Source organism: Lactiplantibacillus xiangfangensis (assembly GCF_001438845.1).
GTDB lineage: Bacteria > Bacillota > Bacilli > Lactobacillales > Lactobacillaceae > Lactiplantibacillus > Lactiplantibacillus xiangfangensis.
This window is the reverse complement of record NZ_JQCL01000103.1, coordinates 14,807-30,621: the sequence shown is the minus strand read 5'-3', so window position 1 is coordinate 30,621 and position 15,815 is coordinate 14,807. Positions and strand designations below refer to the sequence as shown.

At 43.3% G+C, this 15,815-nt stretch carries 15 protein-coding genes and 1 pseudogene; 10 read left to right on the top strand and 6 right to left on the bottom strand.

Annotated elements, in window-relative coordinates:
* Positions 1-28: 28 nt before the first annotated feature.
* Complete coding sequence (locus IV64_RS12750; protein WP_057707609.1) at positions 29-910, bottom strand: mechanosensitive ion channel family protein; 882 nt, start codon at positions 908-910, stop codon at positions 29-31.
* A 355-nt stretch (positions 911-1,265) separates the two neighbouring features.
* Between IV64_RS12750 and IV64_RS12745 the strand changes: the two genes are divergently transcribed.
* Both IV64_RS12745 and IV64_RS12740 read left to right on the top strand, forming a co-directional pair.
* Complete coding sequence (locus tag IV64_RS12745; protein ID WP_057707608.1) at positions 1,266-1,694, top strand: DUF948 domain-containing protein; 429 nt, start codon at positions 1,266-1,268, stop codon at positions 1,692-1,694.
* Between the two features lies 1 nt (position 1,695).
* A complete protein-coding gene (locus IV64_RS12740) occupies positions 1,696-2,214 on the top strand; it encodes a YtxH domain-containing protein (RefSeq protein WP_057707607.1) in 519 nt (172 codons plus the stop codon).
* Positions 2,215-2,800: 586 nt separating this feature from the next.
* On the opposite strand, the gene IV64_RS12735 is transcribed toward IV64_RS12740, so the two are convergent.
* Positions 2,801-3,826, bottom strand: a complete 1,026-nt coding sequence (locus IV64_RS12735) for a hypothetical protein (RefSeq protein ID WP_237757346.1) — start codon at positions 3,824-3,826, stop codon at positions 2,801-2,803.
* Positions 3,827-4,175: 349 nt separating this feature from the next.
* Between IV64_RS12735 and IV64_RS12730 the strand changes: the two genes are divergently transcribed.
* Entirely contained in the window at positions 4,176-5,129 is a 954-nt protein-coding gene (locus IV64_RS12730) for an aldo/keto reductase (protein WP_057707605.1), read from the top strand.
* 197 nt (positions 5,130-5,326) lie between these two features.
* On the opposite strand, the gene IV64_RS12725 is transcribed toward IV64_RS12730, so the two are convergent.
* Positions 5,327-6,436: a M24 family metallopeptidase gene (locus IV64_RS12725; protein ID WP_057707604.1), complete on the bottom strand. Its 1,110-nt coding sequence runs from the start codon at positions 6,434-6,436 to the stop codon at positions 5,327-5,329.
* A 267-nt stretch (positions 6,437-6,703) separates the two neighbouring features.
* On the opposite strand from IV64_RS12725, the gene ccpA reads away from it, so the two are divergent.
* The 3 genes from ccpA (at position 6,704) to IV64_RS12710 (ending at position 9,017) form a co-directional block, all read left to right on the top strand.
* On the top strand, positions 6,704-7,714 hold the full coding sequence (ccpA, locus tag IV64_RS12720; RefSeq protein ID WP_057707603.1) for a catabolite control protein A: 1,011 nt from the start codon (positions 6,704-6,706) through the stop codon (positions 7,712-7,714).
* Between the two features lie 123 nt (positions 7,715-7,837).
* Positions 7,838-8,704: a TIM barrel protein gene (locus IV64_RS12715; RefSeq protein WP_057707602.1), complete on the top strand. Its 867-nt coding sequence runs from the start codon at positions 7,838-7,840 to the stop codon at positions 8,702-8,704.
* On the top strand, positions 8,697-9,017 hold the full coding sequence (locus IV64_RS12710) for a DsrE family protein (RefSeq protein ID WP_057707601.1): 321 nt from the start codon (positions 8,697-8,699) through the stop codon (positions 9,015-9,017). Before IV64_RS12715 ends, IV64_RS12710 begins: the two co-directional genes overlap by 8 nt.
* A gap of 158 nt (positions 9,018-9,175) precedes the next feature.
* Here IV64_RS12710 and IV64_RS12705 read toward each other — a convergent pair whose 3' ends face one another.
* Entirely contained in the window at positions 9,176-9,397 is a 222-nt protein-coding gene (locus IV64_RS12705; protein ID WP_057707600.1) for an IS110 family transposase, read from the bottom strand.
* A gap of 362 nt (positions 9,398-9,759) precedes the next feature.
* On the opposite strand from IV64_RS12705, the gene IV64_RS12700 reads away from it, so the two are divergent.
* The gene (locus IV64_RS12700; RefSeq protein ID WP_057707599.1) at positions 9,760-10,506 is read left to right on the top strand and encodes a hypothetical protein; all 747 of its coding nucleotides are present in this window, start codon (positions 9,760-9,762) and stop codon (positions 10,504-10,506) included.
* 899 nt (positions 10,507-11,405) lie between these two features.
* On the opposite strand, the gene IV64_RS12695 is transcribed toward IV64_RS12700, so the two are convergent.
* A complete protein-coding gene (locus IV64_RS12695; protein ID WP_057707598.1) occupies positions 11,406-11,858 on the bottom strand; it encodes a hypothetical protein in 453 nt (150 codons plus the stop codon).
* 815 nt (positions 11,859-12,673) lie between these two features.
* Here IV64_RS12695 and IV64_RS12690 point away from each other — a divergent pair.
* Positions 12,674-12,880, top strand: a complete 207-nt coding sequence (locus IV64_RS12690) for a hypothetical protein (RefSeq protein WP_157061172.1) — start codon at positions 12,674-12,676, stop codon at positions 12,878-12,880.
* 100 nt (positions 12,881-12,980) lie between these two features.
* Here the strand turns inward: IV64_RS12690 and IV64_RS14865 are convergent.
* Positions 12,981-13,429: pseudogene (locus tag IV64_RS14865) on the bottom strand (transposase); the annotation flags it as partial.
* Between the two features lie 395 nt (positions 13,430-13,824).
* On the opposite strand from IV64_RS14865, the gene IV64_RS12685 reads away from it, so the two are divergent.
* Positions 13,825-14,559 carry a YebC/PmpR family DNA-binding transcriptional regulator gene (locus tag IV64_RS12685; RefSeq protein WP_057707596.1) on the top strand — a complete coding sequence of 245 codons (735 nt, stop codon included), beginning with the start codon at positions 13,825-13,827 and terminating at the stop codon, positions 14,557-14,559.
* A gap of 299 nt (positions 14,560-14,858) precedes the next feature.
* Positions 14,859-15,779, top strand: coding sequence for a ribokinase (gene rbsK, locus IV64_RS12680; RefSeq protein ID WP_057707595.1), 921 nt, complete (start codon positions 14,859-14,861; stop codon positions 15,777-15,779).
* The last annotated feature ends 36 nt before the right edge of the window (positions 15,780-15,815 follow it).

Below are 15,815 nucleotides of genomic sequence, written 5' to 3'. Positions count from 1 at the left end.
TATTTGTTAGCAATCAAAGCATTAAATATTAGTGATTCAAGTTTAATCGGGGTGAGGGTAAGTTGATTCCGGCCGCCTTGGCAGCTGCGAGGTAAGCGGCTAAGAAGTCCCGTTGAATCGTATATTGCATCCCGTTTTTGACGTAGAACTGAACGCGAAAGACGAGGGTGCCATCACTTTGCGTAGTCACACCCTGGATATCCGGTTCACCGATAATATCGGGGTACTGGGGCACTAGCGTCGCATTTGTCGACTGAACGGCATCCGTTAACGTTTTAATGGCGGTATGCGGTTCGATGTAGAGGTCAATTAGGACGCGCATATCGTTACGGGACTGATTGCTAATGATGAGAATTTTCCGGTTGGGGATGAAGTTTAACGTCCCATCCGGACTCGTTACTTGGGTGGTCCGGAGTCCGATTGCCGTGACCGTTCCTTCAATCGTCTCGATTTTGACTGAATCACCAACGTCGATCTGGTCTTCTAGTAAAATAAAGAACCCGGTGACGATATCACTCACAAATCCTTGGGCACCTAATCCTAACGCCACACTAAAGATTCCGGCGGAGGCAATTAGGGTGCCAACGGGAACGCCCAAAACGGACAGAACGGCGTAGATTCCGAAGAACATAATGATGTAGTGGTAAATGTTGAGCGTCAGCGTGAAAATAGTGGAAATCCGGTTATTGGCCGTATCACTAGTGCTGGCGTTAGATAAAAAGAGGTGGTGGACGAGCCGCTTACCTAAGCGGTCGATCACCCAAAATAGTAGTACGAATAAAATAATTTCAATAATTTTACCACCGATGTTAATGATGATCTGTTGCCAGTCAATCTTCTGGGCAAGCTTGACCCAGACGGAGACTTGCTTGGTTGGCGTTTCGATGGTCAGTGCAACTGGAGAAAACATGTATTCACCTTCAAAATAAATTGTCTGTTCATAAGTTTAGCAGACTTTGGCGGTCTAACCAAATTTACTTGGCGGAATTTATGAGCAGGCTAATGAACAGTCAACTAACAATCATATTTGGAGGGATAATCGATTAGCCTAGCACCATTTTTCTGGCGAAATTATTAATTTAAAAATAATTGTACTGATAGGACACGGTTAACGCCACATTCAAATCGATCAACGGATCGTGAGTAAGCAAACTCGGTACAAACACGCTTCTCACGTGGTTGTAAGCACTTTTTTAATTGCAGTATAATTGAGACAATGCTATGCTTGTTCTAATGTTAAAGGCAGTTGAAGGAGGAATTTTTTAATGATTACACATATTGCGGGGATCATTGCCGCCATTGCGTTTTTGCTCTTAGTTATCTTCATCGGGATTTTCCTAATGCGGATTACAAAAACCATGGGGGAAGTCAACCGAAGCTTGAATGCGATTACGGACGACGTTGATGCTTTATCACACCAAAGTGAACAAATCATGTCCAATGCAAACGAGTTATTGAAGGACGTGAACGGAAAGGTCGCAACCATTGATCCTGCATTTCAGGCGATGGGCGATTTAGGTCAAAGTGTTTCTGATTTGAACACGGCAACCCGGGAATTGACGTCTAAGTTGGGCAAGACGAACGAAAAACGCAGTAAGTTCGCGAGTGCAAGCAAGGTTGGTAAGGCCGCCTTCGATGTCTACCGGAATCGTCGTTCCAAGAATAACGATAATAATGATAGTGAGGAGTCTTAATATGTCGAAAAAAGGATTCTTATTTGGTTTAGCAGTTGGTGGCGCAGTGATTGCGACCATCGCTAACAAGATGGATGCTGAAAAAAAGGCTGAATTGAAAGCAAAGGCCCAACAAGGGTTAGCTGATTTTAAAGACCGTGCGATCGACTACGCTTTTTACGCCAATGATGCTGCGGAAGACTTTAAAGTTGAAGCTAGCAAGCACTTCGAAGACGCTAAGGAAAAGGTCGGCGACTTTGCTGATCAATACCAAGCCGCTAAAGAAACTGACGGTGGTAGCTTCAGTTCTAGCTTAGACCAAGCAACGGACAGTTTGCGGTCTGAATTGGCCAAGGTTGAAGATGACCAGGGCGACGACGATGACATTGTCATTGATAGTGCGGCTGCTTTTGGTGATGCAGAAGTTGAAAAGGCCACTGAAACACCAACGAGTGCAGAAGAAAAAGAAGCAGACGAAGCCACTAGTGAAGCGAACAGTGAAGCAGCTAGTGCGGCAGACGATGACAAACCTGCTAAATAAGTTCGACAAAAAAGACTGGGTGTTTGCCCAGTCTTTTTTGTTACAACTAAAGATTGAAAGTTAAATTTAGAGGTTGATTACCGTTGTATCAATATTTAGACTAATATAAATTAACTACTTATGAGTGAGTCCGGTTGCCACTGATGACATGCGGTTGTGGGACCGGGGCTAGCCTGGGGAGCGGTCTAGCCCCTCGCCCGGAACGATTGCAAAATACGCAATTGTCCCGGACCGTCCGTGGCCTAAGACCGGAAAAATCACCGGTCAAAAGCCACCTTCACGACCGATATCATCAGTGACAATCTCCGATTATGTTAATCTGTTTTGAGCGCAGTCGGGTAGTCTTGGTGTGCTGTGTCGGCAAGATTGGCAGAAGTTTCTTATCTGCCAATCTTGCGGGGCGATTCAAAGACGTGGGGTATCGGCTTTGAATTGAGGGAGCAGACCGTATTTTGGCTGCGAGCGCCCCCCATAGCACACCAGGACTACCCGACGGAGCGGATAATTTAGGAATAACTATGGCTACTGATACAGTGTTGATAGCAGTTTTAGACTTTTCAACTTTTAAATTACAATTAATCATGAGTTAGAACGTAATCTCATAGTCAAATTGAACCTTTTTATAGTAATCGAGTTCAATAAAGTCTGTCGGCCGGACTTCGCCGGGTGATTTTTTAAAATAGGCGACCCCAGCTAATTGGAGCATCGTGTAGACAAACTGTGAGCAGAACATAATATTGGGTCGGTAGGAGTGTTTAGCGACTAGCCCGACCATGTTATAAGCGCTCCCCTCACGGTTGATTTCTGCAATCTTGTCAATCATGAGTTGTTTTTGCTGCCGCGCAACTGGTAAGCGATAAACTAAGACCGATGCGTCTGGTTTTTGATGAAAGAATTCCAAGTTTTCAGCGTTCATCCCTGGTGGGTAGACGTTATCGCCGCCGTTATAGCTAATAATCGTTGCTAGGTCGTGATCAAAAGCTAACGACACGTGATTGTATTGCTTTTGCGTAAACGCCGAGATAATCTCACTTGCGGGACTACCAGTGTTAGAGACGACTAAGTAGACGGCTTCATCAGCCAACGTGGCCGTTGCATCGTCAAAGTACGCCGGTGTCAACGTGCCACGGTTGATATACCGGGTCGCACTGTGCCGTGGCAAGTCACTTAAAACCGTTTTTAAATGTTTGACGGACATACTTTGGGTCATTTTGGTCATTTGTTGCATACTTTGTCGGACCCGTTCCCGGTTACGGCGCAACTCCGCAAAGCTAATGGCACTCGCATCCGCGGCTGATGGCATGTAGAAGTCATCTTGATGCTGAACAAGGACAAACCGCTCCACATATAGTGGTAACAGTAATAACGCTAATGCCACCAGCTTAGTTGGGTAATAGAGTGCTGTCCATCCCCGCATCGGAAATAGCACTACGGCGTTAAATACTAATTGAAAAACCATGACCCCCAGGTAAGCCGCGCTTAGCCCCAACTTAACGCGCCGTCGTGAACTGGTTAGCCAGGTTCGGACGATGAGCCCACCGGCAAGGCCAACACTGGCCAAGGTCATTAACGGCATTTTTGCGAATACATATAATAAAATTAATAGTGCCACGACAATCCCCCGATTGAACCTAACTCGATGTCTGATATCATTCATCGTGTAATCGCGTCACTTTCTTAGTTACTGCCATGACTGCTAGGCCAAGGTGCTTCAACTATACGTAAGCGATTCCAACTTGTCAACTTGAGATTAAGCTTAAAGCGGCGATGACTGGTGGTGGGGGAGTGATGACTCGCAGCTAGTTATGACGCTACACGAACTTGACTAGTTTTTATAAAAAGCGGCATTTTCCTTGACTTAGAGTCGGCTCTAAGAACTATCCTTGAGCTGATAACGGAATTCCTAGCGTTTAACGTTAATTCAGGACGCTGATTTCTGATAAATAAGGGGGTTTCACAGAATGAAACAAGTGAGATTAGGTGCAACTAATCAAAAAGTCTCAGCCGTTGCTTTAGGTATTATGCGGATGGTGCGGCTAGATACTGATCAGGCGGCCAATATTTTGAACACGGTCCATGACCAGGGTGTTAATTTTATTGATGGCGCCGATATTTATGGTAACGGTGAATCCGAAAAGATTTTTGGCCAAGCCCTTAAGAAGTCCGGCTTGAAGCGGGATGACTTCTTTATTCAATCAAAGGGTGGGATCGTTTTAGACCCTAAGAGGAGTCGTGGTGAGCTGGTATTTGGTCAACGTTACGATTTCTCTAAGCAACACTTGATTGAAACCGTCGATGGTATTTTACAGCGGATGCAAATCGATTACTTAGATTCATTCCTACTGCACCGTCCAGACGCGTTGATGGAACCAGAAGAGGTCGCGGCCGCTTTTGATGAACTCCAAGCCGCCGGTAAAGTTCGCCACTTTGGCGTTTCCAACTTTAATCCGATGCAGGTGGAACTGGTTCAATCCGCGTTAAGCCAAAAGCTCATGATCAATCAACTGCAATTTGGCGTCATGCACACGGGGCCAATCCAGTTTGGCTTACACACGAACATGCAAGATACGCCAAGTATCGATCATGATGGCGAAATTATTGAATATTCACGGTTGCATCACATGACGATTCAAGCTTGGTCACCTTACCAGTACGGGATGTTTGCGGGCACCTTTATTGATAACCCAAAGTTTCCAGAGTTAAATGCTGAACTGCAAGAACTTGCGGATAAGTACCACGTGACGAAGAACGCCATCGCAACGGCCTGGATCGTACGGCACCCGGCACACATGCAGGTTATTTTAGGCTCAATGAATCCACAACACTTGCAAGAAAGTATTGCGGGTACCGCCGTCGATTTGACGAAGCAGGAGTGGTACGACGTTTACTTTGCTGCGGGGAACGACTTACCATAAGCGTGTGACAAAGGGCGGGTAGGTTGTGAGCATTAACGTGGTCAGTGATTATTCCTGGGCTTGGAATGGTCGCTGACGCTGAGTTAAGCGGAGCAAATTGCCTTTTGGTGCACGTTTCGACCGTAACCAATAGAAAAAAGCCGTTCAGAAATATTTCTGAGCGGCTTTTCGTGTTTGAGTTCATGTTTTTTTTGAAATTAAAGGTCTAAAATTTTAAGATCCTTGGAAGTGTGGGTGAATGGCTTGAAGCCTTCCTTAGTAACGACCCCGCAGTCTTCGATCCGGACACCGGCGACCCCTGGAATGTAAATCCCGGGTTCGATGGAGAAGCACATGCCTTCAACTAATGACATGTGGTTGCCAGCCATAATGGATGGGAATTCATGGTCCGTTTGACCAATTCCGTGACCTAAGCGGTGAATGAAGTATTCGCCGTAGCCGGCTTTGGTAATGACGTCACGTGCAAGCTTGTCGACGTCTTCGGCAGCCATGCCTGGTTTAACAGCGGATTGAGCTGTTAATTGGGCTTCAAGACAAACGTCGTAAATTTCTTTTTGTTTGTCAGTTGGTTGACCGTAAGCAACGGTCCGAGAAGCGTCAGAGGCGTAACCCTTGTACATGACACCGAGGTCGAATAATACTAATTCATTAGGTTTAACTTGAGTTTCATTAGTGGCACCATGTGGATTAGCGGCGTGTTCGCCAGCTTGTACCAAGGTCCCAAAGCTCATTTCCATGATCCCTTTTTGCATTAAGGCGTATTGAAGTTCGGCGGCAATTTGTTGTTCCGTCCGACCAGCCTTCACCGCAGCGAAGCCGTGTTCAAATGCAAAGTCGGCCCATTCGCCGGCGACGTTGAGTAATTTCAATTCGTCGGGCGTTTTAACTAAGCGTAGTTGTTGAATGTAAGGAGAAAGGTCCTTATCAAAGTGTGCAGCTGGGAATTGGCCCTTCAAGGCCGTAAAACGGTCTAAGGTCAAATTGCCTTCTTCTAAGGCCCAGACTTTAGGATCAGTTAACTGGTCGTGAATATGGTCCGCAATTAAAGCGTAAGGATCTTCGTGGTCAAGGTAGCCGAAGACTTTATAAGGCCAGCCCATTTCTTTGATGGCTTCAACTTCTAGGGCGGGGGCAAACAGGAACGGTTCCGAATCCGCAAAAATAAATAATGCGAGGGTCCGTTCGTACGGGTTGCTCTCAAATCCGGTTAAATAGGAAATCGTGTGAAAATTGCTGACGTAAGTTACGTCGACGTGGTTATCCACAGTCCATTGACGAACTTGTTGCAGCTTGGTGTAATCTGCCACTTCAATCACTCCTCAAAATTTAGTTAATTGGTTAATATAATCAAGTATAGCGCTGTTTCTTAAAAAAAGCTGAGAATAATGAGCTGAAAATAATATTATCTTCGTTGTAAAATCTTGATTTTTGAAAACAAGTAAGGTATTATTTTCATGAAAGCGATTTCAATTAGTATCTTAAGTTGCATCAAGACCATTATTTTGCTATATTGGTTGATGTTGCATGAAAACGAATGAAAACATATCATATCAGCTAAGAAAGGGCTATTTTATATGGAAAAACAGACAGTAACGATTTATGACGTTGCACGGGAAGCCGCCGTCTCAATGGCAACGGTTTCACGAGTAGTCAATGGGAACCCTAACGTTAAACCAGCCACTCGGAAAAAGGTTTTGGCGGTTATCGAACGTTTAGACTACCGGCCAAACGCGGTTGCTCGGGGCCTTGCAAGTAAACGTTCAACGACGGTTGGGGTAATTATTCCCGACGTAACGAATATTTACTTTGCTTCATTAGCACGTGGGATTGATGACATTGCGATGATGTATAAATACAACATCATTTTGACCAACTCCGACGATGCCGGCGAACAAGAAGTCAACGTGTTAAACACCTTGATGGCCAAGCAAGTTGATGGGGTGATCTTCATGGGTAACCACATCGACGATAAGCTACGGGCCGAATTCAAACGCGCTAAAGCACCAGTTGTTTTAGCTGGTACGGTTGATCCTGAAGGTGATACGCCAAGTGTCAACATTGATTACGCCGCCGCAGTTGAAGAAGCAGTGACAAACTTGATCAAACGTGGTCACAAGAAGATTGCGTTGGCCTTAGGGTCATTGAGTCAATCAATCAATGCTGAATACCGGTTGAAGGGTTATAAGCGGGCTTTGAACAAAGCTAAATTACCTTATGATGACTCATTGGTTTATGAAGCGGGCTATTCATACGATGCTGGGATCAAGTTACAACCCGTCATTGCGGACAGTGGTGCTACCGCAGTATTCGTTGGTGACGACGAAATGGCTGCCGGAATCATTAATGCTAGCATGGAATCTGGTATCGACGTGCCTAACGACTTGGAAGTTATTACAAGTAACAACACGATCGTGACCCAGATTACTCGCCCAGCCATCACATCCATTACACAACCACTTTATGATATTGGTGCCGTAGCGATGCGGATGTTAACTAAGTTGATGAACGATAAGGAATTAGACGAAAAGACGGTTACGTTACCATACGGAATTGTGCGCCGTGCTTCAACTAAGACCGCAGAATAATTGAATCATGACGGTAGGTTGGCCGACTTCACGGCGGTGAGTCGCAACTTAGCGTTATACTAGGTTTAGAACTTCGGTTCTGAACCTTTTTTTTGTTCAGCGACCATAGAGAGGATGGCTTAGATGGCGAAATTAGTATTACCGACGCGCCCCGGAAAAGTTCAGCTGGGGTTGAAGGCGTCCGCACAGCCGGCACAGTTAATGAATCGATTACAGTACCGTCCGGAGGTGTTTGAGTTTTTCACCAGTTCGGCGGATTTTCAACCTGAACGGTTTAAGGCGTTGAAAGCAGCTGTGAAATTTGTTTTGATGAACGTGACGAAGAAGGTAGTCGTACACCACCCGATGAGTTATCAGGGGACCCACTTGGACCAATTACTTGATCCTAAGCGACAGCCAGAAGCTTATCAATTTTTACATGCTTCTACCGACCAATTATTAGACTTGGCGAATGATTTAGAGGTTAAAATTTTGGTACACGGGGGCTATGGCGGGACTGAATTGATAGATCAGTACCCATCAGTTACGGAAGCCCGGACGGTTGTCCTGAGTCGTTTAGATGAACTTGTGCGGCAGGCGAATGGGCACGTAATGATTGAAAATGGGATTACACCCAGTTTCATGTACGGTGACCCGCAGTTGGATGAACAGTTGATCCAACACCACCTCCCATTAGTTTGCGATTTGAGTCACGTCTTTATTGGGCTACATGGCGACATGGAACTCACGATGCTAGCGTTAAAACGGTTGGTGCCATTGATTCAGCATTATCACTTGGTGGATTCACTTGGTCAGCAACACGACAGTTTACCTTTAGGCCGGGGCTTGATTGACTGGCAGCGGGTATTACCAGTGTTAAATCCACACGCAACGATGATTTATGAGGTTCCTGACGAGACGGACGCGACTTGTGCGAATATGCTCAGCAGTTATCACTACTTACGTGATATGGAGACCCGTGTGATTGAAGGGGAGCGGTCGCATGAGTAATGTTGTCATTCACGTGGATGAACCGCAAAAGGTGGCCATGGCAATCGGTAATAGCCGTAATTTTTTGGCGTTGCGGTCTACTGGTACCGTGGTGATCGTGGTGAATGGTCCCGCCATTACGACGTTAACAACGGGGGCGTGGGATGTTTTGTTGACTGAGCTACCTCAGGTTGAAGTGGACGCCTGTCAAAACGCGATGCGGAGCCATCAGCTGACTGCGGCGGATTTGCCAACGGGTGTAATTGTGGTACCGGCGGGAGTAGTGCGGCTAGTTGAGTTACAGGAGCAGGGCTACGCTTATTTAAAACCGTAATATAAATAAAAGTGAATCGCAGAACCGGTTATTTAGCTGGTTCTGCGATTTTTTATAGTCTGATAAATGTTTACAAAACTAATACAATAGATTTACTGGTCTGAAAAAATGCTTTGTTAAAGTGTCATTAGAGTCGAAAAAATGGTTTTGATGACACTTTAGGTTGGATGAAAACTATAGATTGAAGTCGATTCCATACCGATAACCAACTTGTCGAATGAATATTGTTCATTCAAGGTTAAGATAATGGCTTTAATACCAGTGGCACCTTCTAAATCGTTAGAAAAAGTGTCACGAAAGATAGTATCAGGACTTTCAGAAGTTATCATAGCAACTTCAAGTTCCTTGGAGCTAACGTCAATACCGACAAGTAGTTTCATTAGGATGGCCTCCTGTCATAATTATTGTCTGGTCTTAAGTTGGACACCACATGATAATCCCTAATTACAATCACTACGCACATCCTTGCAGAATAAGTGTTCATAGATCATAAGATTTCAAAGCTGCCCAGTCTCTACTAAAACTGGTTGAAAAGCATGATTGACACAGCATGTGGGTTCGTGATTCAGATGATTGTCTTGGGCGGCAGTCTAAAAAAGTAGTTAAACTACAGGGGAAACAAATCTATACCAGTTGACCAAAGCCAATGACGATTAGAGATTATCATGTGGTGTCCAACAGGGAAAATAGAAACAGTGAATAATACATTAGGATATTTATATAATACGAGGGGGGAGAATCCATGAAAAAAATGACTATGGCACTCTTTGTAGTATCTGGGTTTACAACCGTTTCAATTTTGACCGGCTGCAAGCCTAAGATCTTCTTTAAAGCACAGAAAAATAATACTGCTTTAATAGCTGATCAAGCAACGGTGGCAATTAGAGATACAAAATTGAAACATCGATTCAAGACACTAAAGGCACGTCATCGTTTTTCCTACGACGGCGGAGGAATCACAATATTCACAGAATACGGAATAGCAAAGCAATATGCCAATGATTGGATGTTCACCGCACCATCCACAGTAACTCTGACAATCAAAGCTAGTACCAGAACGGATGATTTCGATTATCAAGTCAATTCAGTAAGATCCGATGTTTCTGCTGTTTCAGATTATGCCGGGTTCAACGGACTACGGCAAGACAGCTATTTCAAAGACTATACTCAGTTAAAGCGTGGCGGCGTTGATATAGATTCAAAAAAAGATTTCACATCGCGGTTTCACGTAAACGGTATAAACCGAAATAGTAATTCTGTCCGAATCGCTACTGGCCACAAAGGTAAACGAATAACTGAAGATTATTTGCATAAATATATCGAAGGTGGTGAATTACGTACTACCTGGACACTTCTGATTACTGATAAAAAGTCTGGTAAACAATATATACAAGAAGTTGTGGATAGCGTTGGACTAGCTTATAAGTTTGGCAATGAAAAAAATAAAAATCATCAAGATGCAGATAGCATCTCAATCGAGGACGAGTAATGTCCTACACCTATTTGAGTGATTCAAAGAAGAAATAATCATTCAAACATTGAATTCCGTCATTGCTCAGTTCATTTTGTTGTTACTCATCCAGATCGTATGTTTTTGCAATACGATTAAATTTTTTTTCAAAATCGATAGACTGAATCGAATCTTTCTGTGCACGCGTATGGTTTGGCTTATGATCAAATTTATCGAGTGAAATTTGGCGGTTATTTACTAAAAAGTCAATAGTGACCGATAACTCGGCCGCCACCAGCTAAAGGTCTGATACACAGATCTGGATGGTATTACTTTTGCTTTTCACAATTACAGTACACGTCATGATCGCTATGGCTATGAAAAACAGTTCAGGATCTACCGTACTGTCGAATACTTTGAGGATCCTAGACGAGAAGCACTTGCCACGACAAAGAAAGGTAATCACCGCTAAATAGGTGTTAATTATAATTGGCTATACTTTAAGAACAAGTCTAAAGAACAACTGACCAGTAAAATCGGTTATGATTTGTATGTTCGACGCAAGACTAAATTGAACCAATTTTTGCTGACCTAAAGACTTACTTGAAGGTCAAACGCTTCTCAGTCTGTGGTCTAACAGCCACCAACAACGAGATGGGAATAGCTTTAATGGCTGAAAATCTATCAAAATTATCTAAAATTGTTAAACAACCGGACCTAGGGCCAAAGAAAAGTGGTGTCAATCGCCACAGACCGGCAATTGACACCACTTACTTATTCAGATTCTAGGGCTTTTGTCCCAGAGTCGTTTTTTTATATATAACAATATGATAAATTTCAGTAATGCTTTGGAAAGTTGAGAATGCATTAAAATAAGTTACCTTCGTGCTTGTTAGGTATACAAAGCGATTCTATAGTTCTTACAAAGAGCTTTTTTATCAATGAAGAAGAAAATAAAAGACTAAAAAGGCAAGAATATAAAGAATAAAAGTCAATTGAAGCCAGTATCTTTGTATTCGCTTATGGTCCATTTGATTAGGTAACAGGAATTGTTGCTTATCTACTGGTTGTTCTTTCCAAATAGGCTGTGATTTCCAGAAAGAATATAATTGAGATTGTAATAGTATTGCGAATGGCAAGAAAGTAATGAGTACACCGATACAAATCACTAGCCATATCCGGTCAAGATGAAAGAATAAATTGATTAAAAGTAATACTATGCCTCCGCCATAGCAAATAATAATGATAATAAGCTCTATCAAACACAGGACTTTATTACGGCGTGAACCATTAGCAAAATCTTGTATTAGTTTCGTTCGAATTTTTACTTGACTCTTTTTATCTAGACTTTTTTTCATGTATATTCCGAAAAAATGCGTTTCATCTTTCATGGTAAAGCTTCTTATTTTTAAAAATAGAGATATTGCTAAAAAAGACAAAGCCAAGAATGTAATTACAAAAAGTGTAAGTATCACTTGTTGTCATCTCCTCAGGCAAGCAAAATTCTAAATTCTATAAAAGAATTTGCAATCATCATGAACACTCGTAACAACTTTTGGTGAATAGGTGTTTGGAATCCACTTACTGGGATTCAAAGAAATTCAGCTCTTGATATTAATTCATATAACTAATTATTATTTGCCTAAGAATCCAAATTGATTTCGTCAAAACTCTCTTATACCAAGACATTTTACAGGTTAACAGTGTTGCTTTCAAGGTATTTGAAATAATGTACACCACTCTAATTGTGCGGCTGATGTACAGGTTCAATGTTTATTATATTAGCAATAGCGTTCAGTTTTTAATGATAACCACAGTTAGTAAAGGCCATTGCTTTGGGGGCATTGGTCGGAATAGCAGTAGGCGGTCCAGCCGGTGCCGTTTAGCGGCAAGTATCGTTGCAGTGTTACTCACTTTTCTTCCCAGCTTTTAATTATCTGTTAAAGCTGTGATAGCTTATTAAAAGCCTAAAAATATTATTTAAATGAAATATGAGTGATCATAGTAACTTAAGTGAATCATTGTATCATAGCAAAATTTACATAGATTCCTGAAAAAGAGGAGGAAATATATAGTAAATGAATGGATTAAGCCAAAAAAAGTTAGTGAAAAAGGTTTTAAACTAATGACTAAAAAGCAACTGCGTAAAATTGGAAGTGTTCAGATGATGATGCGGGATTACTTTAAGTAGGCGGGGAAAATGATTATGAAGAAATCCACAAAGTTCATAGCGGCAGCCCTAGTAGCAGTCACCGTGTTGGGTGGTAGTGTTTTGACTCAACCGACGAACGCAACGGCAATGGCCAGTTCTGCTTATAAGCGGAATAAGATTACTAAGGTGAAGGTTTCTATCCCACGGGTCCCAAAGGGTGAACTTACGTGTTCAAAGGAAATGCCAAGCACTTGGTGTTAAAGTACAAGCATAAATTGGCTAACTATAAAAAGAAGACGTGAGTCAGCATGACCAGAAGTATTTGTAGTACTAACGCGTTGTGCTAGTTCCGTAATATTTTTCAATCCTTAATCTTGAGTCCACTAAGGCCGTGCTTTAATTGTTGATGCACATGGATAATATTCCAGAGAAACAGTGTCGATAGTCGGTTACCTAGTCCGCTCATTGTACTGGGTACTCAAAGTGTCCCACGGTACTCAAATTATTGAATTGAGTCTCGATATGACGTCGTTGATTCTTCAAAAGTGATGAATTGACTTGTCCATTACGACGCACGTTTTTTCGTAATGGAAGCCAAAGATGAATACCAAATTCTTGTCGTAAACGCTGTTGCTGTGGTCGACAAGTATCCGCTGTCAGCTAAGACGTACTTGGCTGGTGCCCCTCGTAATAACTCGAGGGCACTGAGGCTGGCGTTAATTCCCAGTCAGTGAAATAACCATCATTACTCATTACGGCATGCAGCTTGAAGCCGTAATAATGTAACTGCTTCGTGGCATTATAACCTTGGTAAGTGCATATAGTACAGACCCAGCGGCAGATATTATTTTAGGGTTTAAATCAGACGCCCATTGGTATGATGTAACAAATATATCAGCATCTCGTATTGGTATCGGGATGGCAGAAGATCTGAAGAACTCCGGTGAGTATTATGTAGCAGTAGAAATGGGCTTTTAGCTTAATTTTCTGAGGCAAAAGTTAGTTTTAATAATGTAGCTACCGACTTGGCTTAGAACGTCCGATTAACCTAGCTAAAAGAAGTCGTCAAAAGCGAGTCTAACTTAGATCACAATTAAAGCAAGTGCCCCGGGTCTAGACCTTGAAATCGCTTGATTTTTTTGTTATTATACTATGCGTATGTTTAAACATAAATCGATATTAATTTAAGAAAGAAGGAGTCACACATGTCAGGACATTCAAAGTGGCATAACATTCAAGGGCGTAAAAACGCTCAAGATGCTAAACGTGGGAAGATTTTCCAAAAAATCTCTCGTGAACTATATATGGCTGTTAAAGCCGGGGGTCCTGATCCAGATTCTAACGCAGGACTGCGGTTAGTAATGGATAAGGCTAAAGCTGCCAACATGCCTAAGGACAATATTAAACGGGCGGTTGATAAAGGTAGTGGCTCCGGTGCGGAAAACTACGAAGAAGTTACCTACGAAGGCTACGGCCCTGGTGGTATCGCCGTTCTGGTTCACGCATTGACTGACAACAAGAACCGGACTGCTGCTGCCGTTCGTTCAGCATTTACTCACCATGGTGGTGCGTTAGCTGCAACGGGTGCGGTTAGCTACATGTTCGAGCGTAAGGGTTACATCGTGATCAGCCGTGAAGAATTAGACACGGATGAAGACACGATGTTAATGGACGTTTTAGATGCCGGTGGCGATGACTTACAGTCTAGCGACGAAGCATTTGAAATTTACACCGACGCTAAGCAATTGGCTGAAGTTCGGGATGCTTTAGAGGAAAAGGGTTACAAGTTGGAAACGGCTGAATTAACCATGATCCCTGAAAACTTAACCGATGTTCCGGAAGATAAAGTTGAAAAGTTACGTCATATGATTGACGAACTAGAAGACAACGACGACGTATCAGAAGTATACGAAGCCGCTAACTTCCCAGACGAAGACTAAGCATATAAGACGTTTGCAATAACGTTAAATAGTCATTCAGAAATGTTCAATATTTCTGAATGACTATTTTTTTTATTATGGTCGAAACGTGCACCAAAAGGTAGTTTGCTCCGCTTAACATGGTAGTAGCGACTATTCCAAACCCGGGAATAATCACTACTACCACATTAATGCTCACAAACTTACCACCTTTTGGCGCACTCTTAAAATATTAATTATAATTCACCCTAAAATGGGTGCACAGCGTCCATTGGTTTGCTAAAATGAGACCAGTTAGAACGCTGAAGGGACGAAAAAATATGAATAAAGTAACCGTACTGGGTAGTTTGAATGTGGATACCATCTTGCGTTTCAAACGTTTCCCTAAGCCGGGCGAAACATTACCATTAACGGGAAAAAGTATTGCTGGCGGTGGCAAGGGTGCCAATCAGGCAATTGCCGCCGCGCGCTCTGGCGCACAAACCACTTTTATTGGCAAAGTGGGGCAGGACCAGGAAGGCACGTTTATGGTACACCAGCTGACGGACAGCGGCGTCGATGACCGTTACGTCTTGCACAGCGATGCGGCGAACACCGGGTCAGCTTTTATCTTGCTGGATAGCAGTAGTGAAAACCGAATCTTGATTGACGGTGGCACGAACCAACAAGTCACACCAACGGACGTTGAAGCCGCCAAGGAAGCCATTGTCGACAGTGACTTTTTGATTGCGCAGTTTGAAACGCCTTTGGACGCGATCGTTCGCGGGTTTGAGATTGCACGGGCTGCAAAAAAACGGACGATTCTAAACCCGGCACCCGCAACGAAGGCCGTACCAACGGACTTATTAGCAGTGACGGACCTGATTGTCCCCAACGAGACGGAAACTGAAACGTTGACGGGTGTGCACGTGACTGACGAGTATTCAATGATCAAAGGGGCAGAAAAACTGCAGGCGTTAGGCGTTGAAAACGTCATTATTACGGTCGGCAGTAAGGGCGCCTTTTGGATGCGCGGTACGGACCATGGCTTTGTCCCGGCTTACAAAGTTCATGCGGTGGATACCACGGCGGCGGGCGATACTTTTATCGGCGCATTAAGTGCCGTCTTGAGAGCAGATTTTAGTAACTTGAGCGAAGCGGTGCGGTTAGCAAACCGGGCTTCTTCGTTGGCAGTTCAACGCTTAGGAGCACAGCCGTCAATTCCGACTAAGGCCGAAATTGAAGCAGCGGAACGTATTTAAATTAAAGTATGACTTACAGTGAGCGTGTCAATCTTG